Annotated in this window: 17 protein-coding genes and 1 riboswitch; of the genes, 2 read left to right on the forward strand and 15 right to left on the reverse strand. The window is 41.2% G+C overall.

The window, feature by feature from the left end:
* The first annotated feature begins 279 nt into the window (after positions 1-279).
* The gene (locus LI149_RS13415) at positions 280-2,718 is read left to right on the forward strand and encodes a SulP family inorganic anion transporter (protein WP_227143502.1); all 2,439 of its coding nucleotides are present in this window, start codon (positions 280-282) and stop codon (positions 2,716-2,718) included.
* A gap of 82 nt (positions 2,719-2,800) precedes the next feature.
* Here LI149_RS13415 and LI149_RS13420 read toward each other — a convergent pair whose 3' ends face one another.
* From LI149_RS13420 to LI149_RS13450, 7 genes are all read right to left on the reverse strand, one after another.
* Entirely contained in the window at positions 2,801-4,192 is a 1,392-nt protein-coding gene (locus tag LI149_RS13420; protein ID WP_117495290.1) for an alanine/glycine:cation symporter family protein, read from the reverse strand.
* An 84-nt stretch (positions 4,193-4,276) separates the two neighbouring features.
* Entirely contained in the window at positions 4,277-6,067 is a 1,791-nt protein-coding gene (locus LI149_RS13425; RefSeq protein WP_173786522.1) for a hypothetical protein, read from the reverse strand.
* Between the two features lie 29 nt (positions 6,068-6,096).
* Complete coding sequence (locus tag LI149_RS13430; protein WP_173786521.1) at positions 6,097-7,017, reverse strand: AAA family ATPase; 921 nt, start codon at positions 7,015-7,017, stop codon at positions 6,097-6,099.
* 175 nt (positions 7,018-7,192) lie between these two features.
* Positions 7,193-9,025 carry a S8 family peptidase gene (locus LI149_RS13435; protein ID WP_173786520.1) on the reverse strand — a complete coding sequence of 611 codons (1,833 nt, stop codon included), beginning with the start codon at positions 9,023-9,025 and terminating at the stop codon, positions 7,193-7,195.
* Between the two features lie 10 nt (positions 9,026-9,035).
* Positions 9,036-9,644, reverse strand: a complete 609-nt coding sequence (rbr, locus tag LI149_RS13440; protein WP_117650606.1) for a rubrerythrin — start codon at positions 9,642-9,644, stop codon at positions 9,036-9,038.
* A gap of 52 nt (positions 9,645-9,696) precedes the next feature.
* Positions 9,697-10,635, reverse strand: coding sequence for a DMT family transporter (locus tag LI149_RS13445; RefSeq protein ID WP_330590465.1), 939 nt, complete (start codon positions 10,633-10,635; stop codon positions 9,697-9,699).
* A 14-nt stretch (positions 10,636-10,649) separates the two neighbouring features.
* Positions 10,650-11,666 (reverse strand): glycosyltransferase family 2 protein, encoded by a 1,017-nt coding sequence (locus tag LI149_RS13450; RefSeq protein ID WP_227143503.1) that lies wholly within the window; start codon positions 11,664-11,666, stop codon positions 10,650-10,652.
* Between the two features lie 226 nt (positions 11,667-11,892).
* Here LI149_RS13450 and LI149_RS13455 point away from each other — a divergent pair, with 226 nt between their 5' ends.
* Positions 11,893-13,116 carry a 6-phosphofructokinase gene (locus tag LI149_RS13455; protein WP_118447598.1) on the forward strand — a complete coding sequence of 408 codons (1,224 nt, stop codon included), beginning with the start codon at positions 11,893-11,895 and terminating at the stop codon, positions 13,114-13,116.
* On the opposite strand, the gene cytX is transcribed toward LI149_RS13455, so the two are convergent.
* The 8 genes from cytX to LI149_RS13495 all read right to left on the reverse strand — a co-directional run bounded on the left by cytX (position 13,090) and on the right by LI149_RS13495 (position 19,795).
* Positions 13,090-14,265 (reverse strand): putative hydroxymethylpyrimidine transporter CytX, encoded by a 1,176-nt coding sequence (cytX, locus tag LI149_RS13460; RefSeq protein WP_173786518.1) that lies wholly within the window; start codon positions 14,263-14,265, stop codon positions 13,090-13,092. The genes LI149_RS13455 and cytX overlap by 27 nt on opposite strands.
* A gap of 15 nt (positions 14,266-14,280) precedes the next feature.
* A complete protein-coding gene (thiD, locus tag LI149_RS13465; RefSeq protein WP_173786517.1) occupies positions 14,281-15,084 on the reverse strand; it encodes a bifunctional hydroxymethylpyrimidine kinase/phosphomethylpyrimidine kinase in 804 nt (267 codons plus the stop codon).
* Positions 15,085-15,107: 23 nt separating this feature from the next.
* The gene (locus LI149_RS13470) at positions 15,108-15,827 is read right to left on the reverse strand and encodes an HAD family phosphatase (RefSeq protein ID WP_227143504.1); all 720 of its coding nucleotides are present in this window, start codon (positions 15,825-15,827) and stop codon (positions 15,108-15,110) included.
* Positions 15,821-16,465 (reverse strand): thiamine phosphate synthase, encoded by a 645-nt coding sequence (gene thiE / locus LI149_RS13475; protein WP_022278659.1) that lies wholly within the window; start codon positions 16,463-16,465, stop codon positions 15,821-15,823. Before thiE ends, LI149_RS13470 begins: the two co-directional genes overlap by 7 nt.
* Positions 16,452-17,273: a hydroxyethylthiazole kinase gene (gene thiM / locus LI149_RS13480; RefSeq protein ID WP_117495279.1), complete on the reverse strand. Its 822-nt coding sequence runs from the start codon at positions 17,271-17,273 to the stop codon at positions 16,452-16,454. The genes thiE and thiM overlap by 14 nt, the downstream gene beginning before the upstream one ends.
* 90 nt (positions 17,274-17,363) lie before the next feature.
* Positions 17,364-17,475, reverse strand: a riboswitch (TPP riboswitch).
* Positions 17,476-17,600: 125 nt separating this feature from the next.
* Positions 17,601-18,101 carry a GreA/GreB family elongation factor gene (locus LI149_RS13485; RefSeq protein WP_005333729.1) on the reverse strand — a complete coding sequence of 167 codons (501 nt, stop codon included), beginning with the start codon at positions 18,099-18,101 and terminating at the stop codon, positions 17,601-17,603.
* A 15-nt stretch (positions 18,102-18,116) separates the two neighbouring features.
* A complete protein-coding gene (locus tag LI149_RS13490; protein ID WP_117605829.1) occupies positions 18,117-18,911 on the reverse strand; it encodes a Cof-type HAD-IIB family hydrolase in 795 nt (264 codons plus the stop codon).
* 14 nt (positions 18,912-18,925) lie between these two features.
* Positions 18,926-19,795 (reverse strand): N-acetylmuramoyl-L-alanine amidase, encoded by an 870-nt coding sequence (locus LI149_RS13495; RefSeq protein WP_173786515.1) that lies wholly within the window; start codon positions 19,793-19,795, stop codon positions 18,926-18,928.
* Positions 19,796-20,228 lie beyond the last annotated feature (433 nt).

Below are 20,228 nucleotides of genomic sequence, written 5' to 3' on the forward strand. Positions count from 1 at the left end.
TTATTTTTCTTTTTCGCTGTCCGCTTCGATCATCTCTGTCGTTCGAAACAGCTTAATTAATATACCATGTCCTTTTCTAATTGTCAATATTATTTTTATTTTTTATTTTATTCGCGCAATTCACACAATTCAGTTTTTTACTTTCTATCATAACTACAGTTTCAAGAATGCATTTCGAATCACAATTTCCGATCATACATTTTAACAAAACACTACGTCTCCAATATTGTTCTTTTGTCTACTTACTGTTATAATTGCTAGACGGAGGTTCTTTTACTTATGAAAATACAGCTTTTATCAACATTAAAAAAATATAAAAAGGATTATTTAAAACAGGACATTTTCTCTGGTATCATTATAGCCGCTGTATCTATTCCCATTTCCATGGGATATGCACAGATTGCCGGGCTTCCTCCGGCTTATGGCTTGTATGGTTCTATTCTTCCTATATTATTATTCGCAATTTTTTCTACATCAAAACAATTTATTTTTGGTGTAGATGCTGCTCCCGCTGCTCTTGCAGGCAGTGCGCTGCTTTCTCTTGGGATTGTTCCCGGATCTGAAGCTGCGTTGAATTATATACCGATTTTGGCACTTTTTACTGGTCTGTGGCTTCTTTTCTTTTACATTATAAAAGCCGATCGGATTGTAAACTTTATATCAACCCCTGTTATGGGCGGATTCATCAGTGGAATCTCTTTAACTATTATCTTCATGCAGATTCCGAAACTTATGGGAAGCTCTGCAGGATCTGGTGAAATAATCGAACTTGCAGAACACATTTATGCCGCCGGTCAGGATTTCCACGGGCTTTCTCTCGGATTAGGACTTGGTACATTACTTATTATAAGAATATGCAAAAAATGGATTCCAAAATTTCCAATTGCAATTCTTATCATGGCTGCCGGCGTAGTATCTACGGTGTATTTCCATGTTGACGCAAAGGGTGTGGCACTGCTTGATTCTGTTGGAACCGGACTTCCGCCATTTTTCATTCCTGACTTTAGTCAGGTAGATCTGACTCAGGCTGTTGGGCGTGGGCTGATGATTTCACTGGTCGTAATGGCTGAAACTTTGCTTGCAGAAAACAATTTTGCTTTCCGTAATGGTTACAATCTGAATGACCGCCAGGAAATCTTAGCCTGTGCAGCCGGTAACGTTGCCTCTGCATTTGTAGGTTCCTGCCCGGTGAATGGAAGCATTTCCCGGACATCTATGAACGAACAATATGGCGGGCACTCTCAAGTTGTTTCCATTACTGCAGGCATTACTATGGCAATTCTACTGTTATTTTTCACAGGCTTCATTGGATACCTGCCGATTCCGGTTCTGACCGCAATTGTGATATCCGCACTTATGGACGTTGTAGAGGTTCATTTATGTATCCGCCTCTTCCGACTAAGCAAACAGGATTTTTCCATTTTCATGGCAGCCTGTATCAGTGTATTATTTTTAGGAACAATTTACGGTGTGCTCATCGGTGTATTACTTTCATTCTTTGCCGTTATCACAAAATCCGCGAATCCAACTCGTTCTTTTCTTGGTGTGATTCCCGGAAAAGATGGATATTATGACCTTATAAGAAATGTACATGCGTATCCTATCAAAGGTGTTGTCATGTACCAGTTTAATGAAAACCTGTTTTTCGCAAATGTAAAGATTCTTCAAGAAGATCTTGAAGATGCAGTCAGTCCAGATACGCAAGTCGTAATCATTGACGCAAGAGCAATCAACAACATCGACATTACTGCTGCAGACCGCCTTGCGGAATTATCTTCGCGTCTGACAGACCTTGGAATACATTTTTATATCACTGAACATACTGAAAAATTGAACCAGCAAATGCGTCAGTTAGGTGTTGAACATCTGATCCGCGAGGGACATGTCCGCCGGACAATACTGGCTGCTCTTCACGACGCAGATATTTACGCTCCATATGAACTGGATATCCCGGATTCTGAAAAAGAAAGCGTAAAACTAAACCTGACATTTCTTCCTGCAGAAGATGAAGATACACTGGAGGAATTTGCATGGGCTTATGGCGATCAGGTAGTCGAGGAAATGGAACATGAAGTTCACCACATCTTAAATCATATTCACGGATTAAAGGATATTGAAGAGATTCTTGAAAACGGTCTTGTAGACCACCTTGAAAATTGGCATTCTCTTGGTGCCTTTGATGAGGACGAATTACTTCGCCGTATCGAGCTTCATCTCAATGAGTTGTCACAGGCACTGGCAGAAAACCAACCATTAGTTCTTCAGTTAATTGAAAAACGAAGACGTATTTTAAGGGACCGTGTTCTACGTGAACATCCGGAAGTCTTCGATAAGTTACAGAAACATCGTCGAAAGCTTGAAGAACGATTAGAACTTCAGCGCGCAAGCGTAGAACCTCAAGAACAAACACCTCAGCCAAATCAAACTTTTGAAAAAGAAGACGTTCCAGCGCAAGAATCTGATGTGGCACAAGATTCCGATGCGGCACAAGATTCTGATGCGGCACAAGATTCCGATGCGACACAAGATTCCGATGCGGCACAAGATTCTGATGCGGCACAAGATTCTGATGCGGCACAAGATTCTGATGCGGCACAAGATTCCGATGCAGCACAAGATTCTGATAATATACAAAAAGAATATGAACTTGACGAGAATACTGCCGAACAGGAATCCAATCTTGAGCGACAATTTCTAGAATATATTCGCCGACATTAATTCAAAGATTTCCACTAAACGCATACAAAAAAAAGGCAACACATACACGACGCATGTGTTGTCTTTTTTTCGTTCAATATTTCTATTTTTTCTCTTTGTTACTTTCATATTCTTTCAATGCTTTTAATGCCTGACCACCCATGAGATATAGAATTCCAGTGTTAAATATGGTCATAAGACCAATTCCTACATCCCCCAGATCCCAAACAAATGTATAAGCTGCAATTCCACCAATGAACAGCATTACAAGTGCAAGTACTTTATAAGCAGTCTGCCAGAACCATTTATCACCAAAGAGATAGGATACATTACTTCTTGCGTAAAAGAGTATTCCTAAAAATGTCGAGAAACTGAATAAAAATAATGTAAGTGCTATAAAGATTACACCAAATTCTCCAAGATGATATTTCATTGCTGACTGTAGTAAATCCATTCCAGACTTTCCGGCAACTACATTTTCCGGTGCCAACAGCATGATCATTGCAGTACAGCTACAGATCACAATGGTGTCAATAAATACTCCCAGCGCCTGTGTAAGTCCTGCTTTTACCGGAAAATCGCATTCTGCTGCCGCAGCTGCACATGGTGCTGACCCTGATCCTGCTTCGTTAGAAAACAATCCCCTCTTCACGCCATTCATCAGAACTGCTCCGAAACCTCCAGATACAACCTGTCTGATTCCAAATGCCTCCTCAAAGATCCGACCAAATACGCTTGGAATACTTTTCATATTTATGAGAATAATAAAAATCGTAATGAAGAAATAACATACAGCCATAATCGGCACGATCATATCCAGAACTTTTACCGTCGCGTTTTTGCGAAGGACGATCACTGCCGCAACTGCAACAAGGACAATCGTTGTATAAAGCGGTGGAATATGAAATGCATTTTCAAAAGAAGATGCAACTGAATTACTGATCACCTGGCTGATTCCACACCAGCAGATCAGACCGGAAATTGCAAACAGGACAGCAATCACTGTGTGCTTTTTCTTCTTTCCTGTTTTTTCTTCCATATAATGATGGATATAGTAAGCCGGACCTCCACGGTATCCTCCGTAAAGTGGATCTTTTTCTTTGTGAATCTGTGCCAGCGTTGCCTCTACAAATGCTGTTGAAGAGCCAATCAGGGCTGTTACCCACATCCAAAAGACTGCTCCTGCACCTCCTGCGGAAATTGCAGCTACAACCCCGACAAGATTTCCCATGCCAACTCTCGTTGCTGTTGATACGATCAACGTCTGAAACGTGGACAGACTGTCTTTATTCTCCTTCTTTGACATCAGTGCCCGAATCATATCCGGGAACAAACGCAAAGGTAATACTTTTGTCCGCACTGTAAAATAAATCCCTGTCGGAATCAATAATATAATCAGCAATGAGATTCCCACACTATCTCCACCCGGCAATGGAACATGTATCAAATCTCCCCACAATAATGCATAAATTCTTTCAATTAACGATACAACCATTTCAGAAATATCCTTTCTGAGCTCTTTGTCACTTTAACGCTCTGCACTATCATACTATATCTCAATATATTGTGCAAATACTTTTCATGAAAAAACAATTTCCTGCAATACTCTTCCGACCGCCTGTGAAAAATCACTGATATTTCGAATCTTTATCAGATTTTGCCCAAAAATCTTTCCTGCCACTTCTCCAGAGCGCGCACTTCCCATAAAAATTCCGATCACCTGAATTCCTTTTTGTTTCAGATTCTGCACTTCTTTTGCAGTATCTTGAATCGCAAGCAGATCTGTGTATTCTTTATTTTTATAAAAAGCACCTTCTCCACTATCCTGATCATCCTGTGGGCTTGCATCTGTCAGTACGAGTAAAATTCTTTTTCTTTTTTCGCCGTTCTCCATCAAGTGTCCTGCCGCCCGAAGTGCAAGTCCATCGCGATTATTTCCCGCCGCAACATACCGGAACAGTTCATCCTCTCTCTCTTCTTTGCAATTAGGGAAAATGTGCAATATCGTATAGCCGCGGATACTGCAATAAGAATAAATCTGTACCGGAATCTTACATTGTTTCAGACTTTTGGATAAAATATACGCCTGAGCCGCAATCTGCTCCTGCATCTGCTTTCTCGAAGAAGAGGCATCTATGAGAATATCAACAGAAAATCCAGGAATTTCTATCTCTTCTTTTCTCTCAAATACTCTTGGATTGTCCAGATAGACTGCTTTCCACACTTCTCGTGGATTTAGTTTTCCGTGAGCTGCTTTCTCTGGAAATCTCTCTTCTTGTTCCTCAAGACAAATCTTTAGCTTTTCTGTAAGTCTTCGAATGGCATTCTGATAAATCGAATAATTCTGTTCATAATGTTTTTTATTCTTCTCATATTGTCTGGCAGACTCTGCCTGAAATTCTCTAATTTCCTTTTTTTCTCTTTTTCCTTTTATCTTGGATAATTCATTTTCACCGGTATAGATCTTATTTCTGTTTTTTTCTGTCTCCGACTCTTTCAGGCCATCCTCCCTTGCTCTTGAATTCCCTTTTGTAAATAAAAGATGGCAATTTTTATGATTTCCCACACACAATTTTCGTTCTATTTTTTCCTGGTATTCTTGCGAATAGATACTCTTCCCAAAACATGCCTCTACATATCTTTTTGTTTCTTCCGGATTTCTCTGTAGCGACAACTGGAATATATAGTGTCTGCCTCGCTCCATTATTCCCGATTTCCCATCAAAAAATGTATTTTGGTCATCATAATTTCTGGCACGTACATAAGTAGCACTTACTTTTCCAAAAGACTGAAATGCTCCGGATACCTTCTGCAGAAAATAATTTCCTTTCTTCTTTTCAGTCGGACGATACGCAAAATATTTCCACAGATTTTCTCTTGTCTGTTCCAGAATTTGATCCGTTGACATATCTTCTGAAAAAGAAAACGCATGTAAAATCTGCTCATCTTCCTCTTTTAACCCTGATGACTGTCCCAAAATTTCTTTGCAATGTCCGTTTCGTATCTGATCAATTCTGGAATACTCTTTATATTTCCGATAACGCCTCAGGCTTTCCCTTGCATACTCTTTCCTTATATCCCTAAGTGCCAATCTTATCTTCTCTTCTTTTGGATACAATGCATTTTCCAGCCCAATCCAAAGAAGCCCTTCATATAACTCCTGGTTCTTTCCTCCTAACTGATTAAAAAATGCGTCTATTTTTTCCTGATCGTACCATTTATATGCCAGTCCGATAATCAGGTTCAAATACATATCTGCTGTTCCATCCGGGGAAAAGGCAAGAAACATCGGTTCAAATTCATACTTTTCTGCTGCAGTCCATATAAAATTACGTGCTCTTTTCGCTTCTATTAATTCCTGCTCTTCCATTCCTGTCACCTTGTAAATACTTGCATATTTTATGATTTTTTGCGAAAAACATCCTTTCTTTGGATTTTTCTTGAAATCCTTGCCTGAATCGTATCCCGGATCAATGTCTGCTCATATGGATCAAACGATTTGTTCGCAATTCCCATATCTAGCGCTGTATGAATATCAAGTCCTTTTTCCATCAGATCGATTGCTCCCAAAAGGCCTCGAAGATCCAGTGCCCTAGAAGAAATCTCAGCATTTTCACATTTTTTCTGTAAATCTAAAAATAATGCTGCTAACTCTTCTGCCGCATCTTCCCGGATTGCCGGAGAGTTCTTTCTTATCAGTTTTATCAGGCTTTCTTTGGCAATCATTGGCATCTGAATGACGGCAAAACGTGACACCAATGCTTCATTCAGTTCTTTTGTGCCGGAATATCCATAATTCATGGTTGCAATAAACCGCGTTGCAGGATGAAGTTCTATTCTTTCATACCCCGGAACGTCAATGGTCCTACGAAAATCCAATGTTGCATGCAACACTGCCATAGCTTCACTTTTTGCCATGTTAATTTCATCCAACACCGTAAAACCACCTGTTTTTGCCGCTGTATATACCGGACCAGGCCGGAAAGTCACTTCTCCGCCGCGAAATGTATCCATCCCTATGAGGGAAGCAGCATCCATATTCACATGAAAAGACACATCCCATCGCGGCCGCATAAAAACTCCGGCCAGATTCTCAGCGAACAGATTCTTTCCTGTCGCCTTATGTCCGACAAGCAGAAGATTCTGCCCGCATAGAATAGCTGTAATTGCCTGCTCCCACACATCTTTTCCATAATAAAACTGCTCCAGCTTTGGAATTCTTGCCTCATAAGATTTTTCTGCCGGATAACTTTCACGAAATTTTTTTATCTCATCAATCAAATCATCTCTGATTCCAAGTTCTCGTAATTTTTCTAACAAATGCTGTCTCTTCCCTTCTGTTCAAAACTTACCATCTATATTTCTTTTAAAGATGAAATAGATTTTTTGTTTTATCTTGTAATGTTATTATACTCGTGAAAGACCGTTTTTTCGATTTATTTTTCACATAAAGGCATATTTTTTCTTTTGTTATTATATTATCACCCCAAAGCAATCAGTCCGGAATACTCTCCGCAAGACAGAGCCGCCCATATCCCACCATTTCATTTGGATATTTTTCAATTCCCGGCAATGATCTCGCCCCTCTTCTCAGATACGCCTTGACCTTCTCCCCATACAGATAGCTGTCATTTCCTCTTACAATTCCCCACTCCATTAAAAGTGCCGCACTCCCCGTAACAAACGGTGTGGCAAAGGATGTTCCACTGAATTCTGCAACTCCTCCACCGACAGATATCGTGCTCACATTTACTCCCGGCGCCACAAGATCTGGTTTGACTGCACTTGCACTTTCTCCGGTCAGTGGTCCACGCCCGGAAAAATCTGCATAGGAAAATGTCAGGCTGTCATATGCTCCCACTGTGATTGCCCGGATTGCGGTTGCCGGATTTGTAAGTGTCGTGCTGCTTACTGGTCTGAGAAATCCGGTTCCCGGATTCAATGTTCCTTCGCCTGGGATCCACATTTCATAATGTCCGTCCACAATTTTTTTCGGTGTCAGAACCATTTTCCACACTCCGCTGTTTATATAGCTCCCGCGTGGGAGGAAATCCAGATAGATCTCCTGGTTTGTGCTAAATGGACTTGGCTCCCCGTAATACAAAAGTATTTCTGTTGCATCGACAGTAAATCGCTGTGTTCCAAGCTGCTCCTTGACTGGTCCGATACGTGTACCTGTAGGCGATACAATTGAAATATCTATCTGATCTACATATCTTTTCCAAATCTGAACATTTAACGATGGCTGTTTTTCCTGCACTGCCAGCTCAATCTCCTGTTCTGTATTTGCTCTGACATTTTCTAATAGATTCCTGTTCCCTATATTTTGCTCTTCCACAGTCTTTTCTCGTAATCTCCCCGATGTATGCCCTGCGGTTGCCCCTTCATTTCCTGTTCCGATACAAATGCAACTCTTCCAGATATTAGAAATGTCATCAATAAATCGCTCTAATAATGACGTTCCGTCTCTGGCTCCGTATGTATTGCCAAAGCTGATATTCACAGCCACCGGCATTCGTAGCTCTTGTGCTTTACGTATAACATAATCCATTCCCTGCATAAGCTCCGTCGTCCTTGGGAATCCCCCAGACATAGGATTTCCAAGTTTGACTACAATGAATTCGCTTTGAGGGGCAACTCCTGCATAAACACCGCCGCTTCCTCTTCCATTTCCAGCCGCAATAGCGGCTACCGCCGTTCCGTGTCCTGAAATATCACGCGTACGGATAGTTATCGCTCCCTGTGTCACTATATTTTTCGGTGTTATTACATGATAAAAATCTGGAAAAGCAGCATCTATCTCTTCCTTTGTATACTCCACTCCCATTCCATATTCTTTCGGCACATGCTCCCCCTCCACCGCCTTTAATGACTGATCCCACAGATAACGGATTCTTGTTGTCCCGTCTTCATTCCGAAAATCAGGTAGTGTGTAATCAACCCCGGAATCTATGACTGCCACAAGTACTCCCTGTCCCGTAAGCGAAAAACGGGCGTCCTGTACCTCATTGATACAAGACACCCGTTTCCCATTTCGTACCTGGAAAAATAATCGTTTTGGTTTTTCCACATATTCTACTTCTACAATCTGTACCAGATTCGGTATCTGTGACTGACGTATATGGATAATAGCATATTCATTTAACAGCTCTGTGACTCTCTCAGAAATCTGTCGGACTGTCTCCAAATTACCGGAATATTTGATAATCAACTCCCACATCTGGTCCACAGGATTATATCCTACATTCAATTCCTGAGATCGTTCACGTTCACTTTCCGTGGCATTCAATGCCTGATTCAAGAGATTTTCTAATTTCTGACTCTGCATTTCTACTCCCTTAAATGAGCTCAGGCATCAAATATGGTGCCAGTTCTACCGGAATAAAATAACCTCGCTCATAATGACAACTTGGACATACAGGCGGTGCCATTTTCCCTTTTTGGATATGTCCGCAATTCATACACATCCATTCTCCTCCATCTGGATTTTCAAAATACTGATTTTTTCCAAGCAGTTCTGCAAGCAACGCAAAGCGACGTCCATGCACAGCTTCTACCTTTGCGATCATGTCAAATGCTCCTGCTGCCTGGTCAAAACCTTCTTCCTTTGCAATTTTAGCAAATTCCGGATAAACGTCTTCAAACTCCTGCATTTCATTATGCACCGCACTTTTCAGAAGATCTGTCACATTTTCTGCAAGATTTACTGGATACCCGCCACAAATTTCAATCGTCTGCTCTGTCTGACCTCTCAATAATTCATAAAATACTTCCGCGTGTGCCCGCTCCTGATCTGCAGTGAATAAAAAAATCTGGCTAATGGAATACAGATTATCACGACTCGCCTGCTTTGCCGCAATTGTATAACGATTCCTTGCCTGACTCTCTCCTGCAAATGCCCGCATCAAATTTTCTCTTGTCTTACTTTTACTAAAATCAACAGCCATGGTACATACTCCTTTCTTACTTCTATAAGTAGTATGCTCCATGGCTGTACAATTATTCCCTCTTATTCTCTTTACAGTTCACTATATAAATTCCGGCACACACCAAAATCAATGCTGCCAGACTCCCAACATTAAATGCCTGTTTCACCTCTCCAAGTATCAGTGCTGATAAAATCACGCCACAAAGCGGGTTCACAAATCCAAAGATAGCAACTTTGGAAACATCGTTCCAGGCAAGCAGTACGGACCAGAGCGTATATGCCACTGCCGAAACCATTGCCAGATAAAATATAATTACCACACCCCCTGTAGTAACATTTTCCAGATGTCCACCCATTCCTGCTCCAATCAGCATCAGAACGATTCCACCCATCGTAAACTGCGTTCCGCTCAATACAACCGGAGATACTTTTCTGGAAAAAAGGTTGATCAACACTGTAGAAATTCCATAGGATAGCTGCGCGATCAGAACAAATCCCTCTCCAATCAGCTTAAATCCCATATCCAGAGTATTTCCCAACAAATTAATTACCACAACTCCGGCAAATCCCAGAACACATCCTGCAATTTTTCTTCTTGTCATCCGTTCATTTCTGAAAACAAGACAAGACAACAAAATTGCAATAAAGTTTCCAAGTCCTGTAATGATTCCTCCTTTTACTCCTGATGTATTGGCAACACCTATGTAAAAGAAGAAATACTGTCCTACCGTCTGAGCCAGACATACCGGAATTGCATATTTTAAAATCTCTTTGTCAGGAATCATCACTTTCTTTTCTCTAATAGATGCAAAAATCAATACCAAAATTCCTGCCAGCGTGAATCGTACTCCTGCAAAGACAATCTGACTTGCAATATCAGAAGAATCTACATGCAGGAAACGATAGCCTGTCTTGATTACCGGAATCGCACTCCCCCACAAAATACAGCATACACACGCAAGAAGTGCTACAATACCTGTTTTTGTTAATATGTTTTGTTTTTGTGTCATTCTCATACTTTTTCCTAATTAAATCCGATAATTCTTCTTGCCACACTGTACGCAAGAGAGGATATCTTTCGTCCGGATCTTCCCGGAATGTTCATGGTCTGTCCAAGTATTCCGTAGCGAATCTTCATAAATGTCTTGAAATCCTTCTGTTTCAGATATATCCACAGTTCTTTTTTCTTCTCCAGATTCTCTGCTTTCTTAGACCGGATACATAAAATGGAAGAAACAGTCATCATGATTGCGAGATAATTAAGCATATAATTTCTCAGTTTCTTACATTTTACATTTTTTAATTGGTACATATCAATCATTGTCTTTGTAACAAAAATCTGCTGATCCAGTCTGGATATCATAACTTTCTCATTGACGGACTGATCTTCTCTTCCAATATAATAACGATAAAAATCCACATCCAGGTAATACACTTTTCGCACAAATGGCAACGGATAATACACATAAATATTATCTACATAAAATGTATGTTTTGGAAGCTCTAACTGGCTGAGCTTAAGCATCGCTGTCCGATAAATAACAGAATGCATCAGAATGTACTGATCCAGATGGAACCGTCCGATTTCTTCCCATTTGAAAATCTTATTCTGCGGAAGCACATTACGGTAATGAATACATTTCTTATGGGTTGCTCCTACTTTCTCATAAACATAATTGGAAATGAGCATGTCCACCTCTTCATCTTCAGATTCCAGCTTCTTAAGAAATTCCAGAATCTTCCGAAGAGCCTCGGCATCTACCCAGTCATCACTGTCCACAACTTTAAAATACTTTCCGGTGGCATGTGTAAGTCCTGAATTCACAGCATCGCCGTGACCTCCATTCTCCTTATCCACCGCCTTGATGATCGTCGGATATTTTTCCTCATACTCATGTGCAATCTTAAAAGTATCATCGGAAGATCCGTCATTTACAATTATAATCTCTACATCTTCCCCGCCCACAAGAATACTCTCAATGGCGTGAGACATATATTCCTGTGAATTGTAACTTGGTATTGCAAAAGATATATATTTCATGCATCTTTCTCCTTATATCATATCTTTTTGAATTTATAGTTTCTTTCTTATTATGTCACTACTTACCCAAAGCAGAGCCTTAGGAATCTTTTTAAGTATATAGCATATGTACATTTTTTCCAACCAAAATTTTTATGTCTTTTTTGCAATCTCCTTGTAAAAAATGCTATGATTCGATATAGTAGAGATAAAATTGATAATTTTTCAACAAAAGGAAGGTACACATATGAAAAAGAATCTGATTGTCGGACAATCCGGCGGCCCGACTGCGGTCATTAACGGAAGTCTGTATGGCGTAGTCACTGAAGCCATGAGACACACTGAGGAAATCGACGAAATATACGGTATGATTAATGGAATTGAAGGATTTTTAAACGGACATATGATGGATATGCGTTCGCTCATTGAAACGAACGAACTCTCCTTACTCCGTACAACACCCGGCTCTTACCTCGGGTCATGTCGTTACAAGCTTCCCGAAGATTTAAATGATCCTGTTTATCCATTGTTATTCAACAAGTTTACATCGCATGGTATCGGTTATTTCTTCTATATTGGGGGAAATGATTCCATGGATACTGTAAGTAAATTATCCCGATATGCCAAAAAGATCAACAGCGATATTCGCTTTATCGGTGTTCCGAAAACCATTGATAATGACCTGGTCCACACAGATCACACTCCGGGATTTGGAAGTGCTGCAAAATATGTTGCTTCCATGGTCCGCGAAGTTGCTATTGATGCAAGTGTTTATGACAACAAAAAATCTGTCACTATTGTAGAAATTATGGGGCGTCACGCCGGCTGGCTCACTGCCGCCAGTGCCCTTGCCCGCAAATATGATGGTGATAACCCACGCCTTATTTATCTGCCGGAAACTGCATTTGACCAGGAAGCATTTCTTAAAAAAGTACAGGAAATGCTGGAAACAACCCCAAACTTAGTTGTATGCATCTCTGAAGGAATTCATGACAAAAATGGAACCTTTGTCTGCGAACTTGCCGGTGATATTGGAACCGATACCTTTGGTCATAAAATGCTGACCGGATCCGGAAAATATCTGGAAAATCTTGTCAAAGAGCGAATCGGCGTAAAAGTCCGCTCCATTGAGTTGAATGTATGCCAGCGCTGCTCCAGCGAATACCTGTCAGCTACAGATTTAAATGAATCTGAAAATGCCGGAATCGTTGGTGTTCAGGCTGCATTAAAAGGAGAGACAGGCAAGATGATCACATTTATCCGAAACGGTGATCTTCCTTACGAGCTCTCCTACGAAACTGCCGATGTAAATGAAATCTGTAACATGGAAAAAGCCGTACCATCTGATTGGATCACCGAAGACGGCTGTGATGTCACAGAAGCATTTATACAATATGCAAGACCACTGATCCAAGGAAAAGTAGTCTTGCCGGAAGAAAACGGCTTACCGCTTTTTGCTTACCGGAAATAGTTTCCCTACTATAAGGCACAGAATAATCGTGATCAACATATCAGGCAGTGTATTTCCTACCGGCATATCGATATTCATCAGAATTCGATACGCGATAAATCCTATCACCCAGATAATCATATTCGGTACATGCACTGCCTGATTACTCTTATCCAGTTTCAGCAGGAAGAAGTCTGCAATCTGGATTGCAATCATCGGTGCAAATACGGAACCGATGAGATACAGGAAATCTGTAATATTATCCATCGGGTATACAATTGCTGCAATCGTTCCAAGCACAGTTACCACGATTGCCACATGTTTTCCATTCCATTTGTTCACAACGGTTTCACTGGAAATTCCTGCGGAATATGCATCCAGAAATGTTGTTGTAACTGTTGAAAATACGATGATCAGAAGTCCGACGATTCCAAGACCTGCTTTTAGCATGATCTGTGCAATATCATACTCTCTGGTAATAATTGCTGCTCCCATTCCGATCACATACATCCAGCAGCTTACAATACCATAAGTAATTGCGCTGACTGCTGTTGCTTTTACCGGCTCTTTTGCTTCTCTTGTATAATCACTGATCAGTGGAAGCCAGGATAATGGCATGGCAACAGCAAGTTCAACTGCTGCACCAAATGTCATGCTGTCATCCGATGGTACACCTGCTCCGTTTCCTGTGAAGATAACTTTACAAAGAATCAGTGTCAGGATAAATAATGCTGCCATAGCAACCGTGTTGATTTTTCCAAGATTTGTAATTCCAATAACAATCCAAAGAATGATCAGCGCTCCGATGACCAGGCACCAAATCCAGCGTCCAGTATTCATAACACCATCTGCTGCCAGTGCTCCATCATAAATCATAATCGCCGTCCAGCCCACAAGCTGCAGCACATTTAACACTGCAAACAGAATACTTCCCTTCTGTCCAAAACTCATTTTTACAGTTTCCATTGCACTTTTTCTGACTTTACCACCGATTACACCTGCCAGGAATAACATAAGGCAGCCGATGATATGTCCTACGATAATTGCGAGAAGTCCTTTTCCCATTCCAAGTGGTGCCAGATAAGTTCCGGTCAGAATCTCCGCAATAGAAACGCCTGCTCCAAACCAGATCAGTCCATTTTCAAATAAACCTGTTCTTTTTTCTTCCATGATGTCTGTCCCTCTTTATGCTTCTTTCTTATATTCTCCCGTAATTGCAAATCCGTGATCCATAGGTCCGCTTCCTTTTCCGAGATCCAGCATCGCAGCCAGCGCTCCGGAAATGTAATCTTTTGCACGCTCTACGGATGTGTCCATATCAAATCCTTTTGCAAGGTTCGATGCAATGGCACTGGAAAGTGTGCAGCCGGTTCCATGTGTATTCGGATTATCAATACGTTTTCCGTTGAACCAACGATAATCGCCGTCACGATAAAGCAGGTCATTTGCATCATTCAACTTATGTCCGCCCTTGCAGAGAACTGCGCAGTGGTATGTATCACTGATTTTCTTTGCAGCCTCGATCATATCATCTGCTGAGTGGATCTCCATTTCCGCCAGAACTTCTGCTTCTGGAATATTCGGTGTCAGAACACTGGCAATTGGAAGAAGACGTTTCTTTAAAGTTCCGATTGCCTCTTCACTGATCAGCTTTGCTCCACTTGTTGCTACCATAACCGGGTCAACGACGATATTTTTTGCTTGATACTCTTTCAGTTTATCTGCAATTTTCTCAATCAGCGCACTGGAAGATACCATTCCGATCTTCACTGCGTCCGGATAAATATCTGTAAAAATGTTATCTAATTCCTCACCCATAAATTCCGGTGTCACTTCCATAATACCCGTCACACCTGTCGTATTCTGTGCGGTTAACGCTGTGATTGCACTCATCGCATAAACGCCATTTGCAATCATTGTCTTAATGTCTGCCTGAATTCCTGCTCCACCACTGGAATCACTTCCGGCAATTGTTACTGCTGTTTTCATTATTTTACCTTTCCTTTTTTACTCTATTTGAAAAATATATCTGCCTCTTTGAAGCTTTCCATATAAATGTCTGCTTCTTCGCGGATCATTTCCTGATCTTCTTTACTTTCTTCGTCATACACGCCAATCGTATGATATCCTGCCAGTTTTGCTGTCCGGATTGCATACAATGCATCTTCAAAAACATACAGTTCTTCCGGATTCCTGCCTAAAAACCCAGCTGCCATATGATAGACTGCCGGGCTCTGCTTTCCGGCTCCTGCCTGCGCGCATGTAAAAATATGTTTAAAATACTGGCTTACCCCAAGACGGATAAATGCATGTTCCAGGTGATCTTCATCACTGGCTGTCGCTGCCACGACCGGAATCTTTCTATCTGACATTTTTTGTAGAAATTCTTTTACTCCGGCTTTTAACGGTGCCTCGTAATAATAGAAATCTCTCACTACATCTTTGATCCCCTGACTGATTTCTTCTACAGATTGTTCAAGCCCATAGCGTGTCCGCATATATAATGCAGCCTCCGGGATAGACATATAATAAATCTTCTCGGCAAGTCCAGGCTCTGCTTCAATCTGCTGACTCGCAAGGTATCTCACTCCTGCGTCCTGCCAGATGGACATAGAATCCAGAACTGTCCCGTCTATGTCTAAGATAACACCACCCATATTCTGTACGGGAACTTTTCCACAACATTTCTGCTCTGATGCATTTTTCTCCACGTCAGATTTATTTTCTAACATGCTTTCACCATCTTCTCAGTGGCTGCTTTCAGCTCTTCTGTCGCTTTCTTAATATCCGGTTTTGCGAAAATAGCGCTGATAACTGCGATTCCACAAAGTCCACAGCCTGACAACTCCTGCACATTATCTTTTGTGATGCCGCCAATTGCGATAACTGGAATATCTACAGCCTCACAAATTGCTTTTACCATCTCATGGTCAACTTCTACTGCGTCATCTTTGGAACTGGTCGGAAATACAGCTCCGACTCCAAGATAGTCTGCTCCGCGCTCCTGAGCTAAAAGTGCCTGCTCCACTGTCTGTGCTGAAACTCCGACAATCTTATCTTCACCAAGCTTTGCCCGGACATCTCCTGCTTCCATATCACTTTGTCCTACATGAACTCCGTCCGCGCCAACTTCCAGTGCAAGCTCCACATCATCATCCAGCACAAACGGTACCTGGTACTTTGCACACAATTCTTTGATTTCCTTTGCCTCCTGAAGAAAAGCATCATGATCGAGATGTTTCTCACGAAGCTGTACAAATGTAGCTCCACCTTCCAGTGCCTTCTCAACCTGACTGTAAAGTGTCTCTGCGTTCAGCCAACTTCTGTCTGTCACTGCATAAAGCAGCAAATCTTTTTTATCGCACTTCATATTTTGCTCCTTCGTCTAACTGCTCTTTTGTCATGTTATAAATAGCATCAATAATTCTATTTCTATAGGTAGAATTACCGTCACCTTTCTGCATGTAACTCCAGCCAATCTCACCGGCAAGTCCCATCGTACAAACTGCCGCTGCTGCCGCCTCAAGCTTCTGCTCAGGATTTGCAACAAGATATGCTGTCATCAGTCCAGATAACTGGCAGCCTGTTCCTGTAATTCTTCCCATTTCCGGTCGTCCATTACGGATCACGTAACATTTTCTGCCGTCGCTGACAAGATCAATCGCTCCTGTAATTGCAACTATACTTCCGGATTTTTCAGAAAATGCTTTTGCAAATGCAACTGCTTCGTCCAGATTTTCTTCTGTCACTGCGTCAGCTACATCAGCGTCAACACCCTTTGTAGTACCGCTTCCTGCAGCTAATGTCTTGATTTCGGAAATATTTCCACGGATTACATCAAACTTTATTTCCTGCATCAGGTTGACAGCTGTATTCGTTCTAAGAGAACTTGCTCCTGCACCAACCGGATCAAGCAGAACCATGTGATTTAATTCATTTGCCTTATGACCTGCCGCCAACATTCCTTCAATCGTTCTTACATTCAGCGTTCCAATATTGATGTTCAGACCTCCGCAAATTGCAGTGATATCCTGCACGTCCTGCGGCTCATCTGACATGATTGGGCTTGCACCACACGCAAGAATCACATTTGCTACATCATTGACCGTAACATAATTCGTAATATTATGGACAAGCGGTCCTTTTTCTCTAACGTTCTGTAAACATGTACCTAGCATAATTCTCTCTCCTTTTTGTGTTGTGAACATTCGCTGATTTTTACATTGCTAACATAAATAGCAGATATACCTAATAAAAGATATACCTGCTAACATTTACGCATCTTTTTCCCTACGTTGGCATTATCCAAATCAGGTTGCAGGTCAGGGCATTCAGCCCAATCTCAGCCTGCTTGATACGCAAGCCCCCTGTTGTTCGTTATTCATTTCATATATATTATACATAATAGACAAAATTTTACAAGTTTATTAATTATAGCACACTTTTCTCTTATAGTATATACATATTTCCTTTGCAATATTCTCAAAAATATTTTTTCACTTTTACTAATATTTTCTTAACGTATCATGACTGTCATCGGTAGTCTTATCAATCCTCTTTACTACCACATAATATCCGTCATCTCCTGCCGGTATTTTCACGCGGTCACCAACTTTATGTCCAAGTACTGCTTTTCCAAGCGGTGACTCGATGCTGATCAGTCCTGCCAGGGAATTTCCTCGGACACTTGTCACAATCCGGTATGTCTCCACTTCTTCATCATCTTCAAAATAAAGATCCACGGTATTATTAATTCCTATCTCGTCTTCTTTTGAATCATCAGACACAATGTTGGCAGTTTTTAACATTCTCTCTAGATAACGGATACGGCTTTCGTTGCGGTTCTTATCCTGCTTCGCTGCTTTATACTCAAAGTTCTCGCTCAAGTCTCCCTGTGCTCTTGCCTCTTTTACTGCTTCCAGCTCTTTTTTACGGACAACAATCTTTCGGTACTCAATTTCTTCCTTTATTTTCTTTACATCACTTTCTGTCAGTTGTTCTCCCATATGATACAGTCCCTTCTATATTAATTGATAATGTTTCATTGCTTTTTCAATTCCGTCATTCATCACACTGTCCGTCACATATTCTGTATATGGATCCAATACAGAATCATGCTCTTTCATCGCTACTGTATGTGTGGCGTATTCGAACATCGCCAGATCATTGCTGCTATCTCCAAATACATATATCTGATCCATGTCATAGCCAAGATATTTCCTCATATACTCAATCCCGGTCGCTTTTGTATATTGCTTTTGAATACACTCATAACTTCCATGTCTCCGATCGATGACTGCCAGATCGTCACGGACTTCCTCTATGAATTTTACTACATCACTTGTCTGATCAGAGAGTAAGAACATTTTATCATAAATGAATCCGCCATCCTCTATATATTTCTTACAGCCTAATCCCCAAGCTTTTCCCATGCGCTGTCTGATATCTTCGATTTCCGGAAAACGGGAACTATTTTGGGGAAAATATAGATCGTCACTGGCTTCCAGAACTCCTTCCATATGACACTCCTGAATCACCTGTATGTAACGTCTGCACTGCTCCTTGGTCAGTGTACTGTGCATCAGCACATTTCCCTGATAAATGATTTCCGTTCCACACCCACACACATAACCATCTACTGGAATATGCTTCATGGAATCCAATGTATTACAAGATGTACGACCTGTATTGATAAACACAAGATGGCCGTTTTCTCTCGCCTGCTTCAATGCACGAAGTGTACTTTCCGGCACTATCTTCGTCTGTTCGTCAATCAATGTACCATCCACATCAAAAAATAATGCTGCTTTTTTCATCTGTCAAAACTCCCTTATCTCGTAATTCCAAAATACTGATCCACTCCATTGGCAATCCCGGTTACGATCTGCCACTGATATTCGTCTGTCGCCATCTTCTGATCTTCCGTCGGATTACTCATATATCCCATCTCCACAATGGTCGTCGGAACCTGTGCCCAGTTGATTCCACTCATGGTATCTGTCTCCCAGACACGCTCTCTTTTTGCTCCGGTTGCTGCCACCATCTGATCTAAAACATCTGTAGAAAGTGCCTGACTTTGGGAATATAGATTTCCATTGTATGGATTGGAAGCAGTCTGACAAATCGTCATCATGCCATTGGCACTGCTGCTATCTGAACCATTGGCATGAACACGGATAAATGCATCGGCATTGGCATTGTTTGCAATCTGTGCACGCTCTGCATTCGATACATTTACATCGTTCGTCTCTCGTATCATCAAAACATCATACCCACGGTTCATCAATTCTTCTTTCAGCTTCATAGAAACAGCCAATGTCAGTTCATATTCCTGAAGCCCTGATGTCTTGCCACTTGTCCCGGAAGCCACCTTTGCTTTCATTTCAGAAGAACCTGGACCGACCGGTTCTTTCTCGCTATTCCCCTTTGCCTGATGTCCTGCATCAATCGCAATCAAATGTCCATTTTTCTGCGGCTGTTGTTCATTCGCCTCTTCTGCCTGTGATTGTCCGTCTGGCTGTGAAGCCTGTTCCTGCATATCTGTCTGTTCCTCTTGTATATTGTCTTCTTTTTTATCTTCTATATTTAATACCAGTTTGTCTGGATCTTTTTCCTTTGTCTTCGTTTCTTTTTCTGTTGTCCCACAGCCTGTAAGTACCATAAGCACTACAAGTCCCAGTAACAATACTCTTTTTTTCATATTCCACCTCCGTAAGTACTATTCTACCATAACTTTATTATTTCTTAAGTGGTTTTTTATAAATTTTCGATTTGTTTAAGAGTTTCAACATACTTTCGTCACATTTTCCGCTTATACTAAATGACAGATAGTTGAGAAAGACATCAGCTATCACCCCTCATAGAAGTGCGAAAAGCACTTACTCTCATTCCTTTATATAACTATAACAGCACACGAAGCCTCGCCGGGAACGCACCCGCGGGGCTTCGCTGTGTCTAGAACACTCCTTTCATATCTACTCTTTTCAAATTTCCGTAAACCATGTACAATAAGAATAATGGTATTATCATTCATTGAGAGATTTACCAATTCAAGAATGCCGGAGGCTATATCAGCTTGTTCTCACCACCTATAGGACGCCACTGAAAAAGTGGTCGTAAAATCATATATCTGA

The organism is Dorea sp. 210702-DFI.3.17 (genome assembly GCF_020560825.1).
In the GTDB taxonomy this organism is placed as follows: domain Bacteria; phylum Bacillota; class Clostridia; order Lachnospirales; family Lachnospiraceae; genus Dorea; species Dorea formicigenerans.

Excerpts from the sequence above, each read along its gene's own strand:
- LI149_RS13415 (WP_227143502.1), top strand. The coding sequence starts at position 280 with ATGAAAATACAGCTTTTATCAACATTAAAAAAATATAAAAAGGATTAT.
- LI149_RS13420 (WP_117495290.1), bottom strand. The coding sequence starts at position 4,192 with ATGGTTGTATCGTTAATTGAAAGAATTTATGCATTATTGTGGGGAGAT.
- LI149_RS13425 (WP_173786522.1), bottom strand. The coding sequence starts at position 6,067 with ATGGAAGAGCAGGAATTAATAGAAGCGAAAAGAGCACGTAATTTTATA.
- LI149_RS13435 (WP_173786520.1), bottom strand. The coding sequence starts at position 9,025 with ATGCAGAGTCAGAAATTAGAAAATCTCTTGAATCAGGCATTGAATGCC.
- rbr (WP_117650606.1), bottom strand. The coding sequence starts at position 9,644 with ATGGCTGTTGATTTTAGTAAAAGTAAGACAAGAGAAAATTTGATGCGG.
- LI149_RS13445 (WP_330590465.1), bottom strand. The coding sequence starts at position 10,635 with ATGACACAAAAACAAAACATATTAACAAAAACAGGTATTGTAGCACTT.
- LI149_RS13450 (WP_227143503.1), bottom strand. The coding sequence starts at position 11,666 with ATGAAATATATATCTTTTGCAATACCAAGTTACAATTCACAGGAATAT.
- LI149_RS13455 (WP_118447598.1), top strand. The coding sequence starts at position 11,893 with ATGAAAAAGAATCTGATTGTCGGACAATCCGGCGGCCCGACTGCGGTC.
- cytX (WP_173786518.1), bottom strand. The coding sequence starts at position 14,265 with ATGGAAGAAAAAAGAACAGGTTTATTTGAAAATGGACTGATCTGGTTT.
- thiD (WP_173786517.1), bottom strand. The coding sequence starts at position 15,084 with ATGAAAACAGCAGTAACAATTGCCGGAAGTGATTCCAGTGGTGGAGCA.
- LI149_RS13470 (WP_227143504.1), bottom strand. The coding sequence starts at position 15,827 with ATGTTAGAAAATAAATCTGACGTGGAGAAAAATGCATCAGAGCAGAAA.
- thiE (WP_022278659.1), bottom strand. The coding sequence starts at position 16,465 with ATGAAGTGCGATAAAAAAGATTTGCTGCTTTATGCAGTGACAGACAGA.
- thiM (WP_117495279.1), bottom strand. The coding sequence starts at position 17,273 with ATGCTAGGTACATGTTTACAGAACGTTAGAGAAAAAGGACCGCTTGTC.
- LI149_RS13485 (WP_005333729.1), bottom strand. The coding sequence starts at position 18,101 with ATGGGAGAACAACTGACAGAAAGTGATGTAAAGAAAATAAAGGAAGAA.
- LI149_RS13490 (WP_117605829.1), bottom strand. The coding sequence starts at position 18,911 with ATGAAAAAAGCAGCATTATTTTTTGATGTGGATGGTACATTGATTGAC.
- LI149_RS13495 (WP_173786515.1), bottom strand. The coding sequence starts at position 19,795 with ATGAAAAAAAGAGTATTGTTACTGGGACTTGTAGTGCTTATGGTACTT.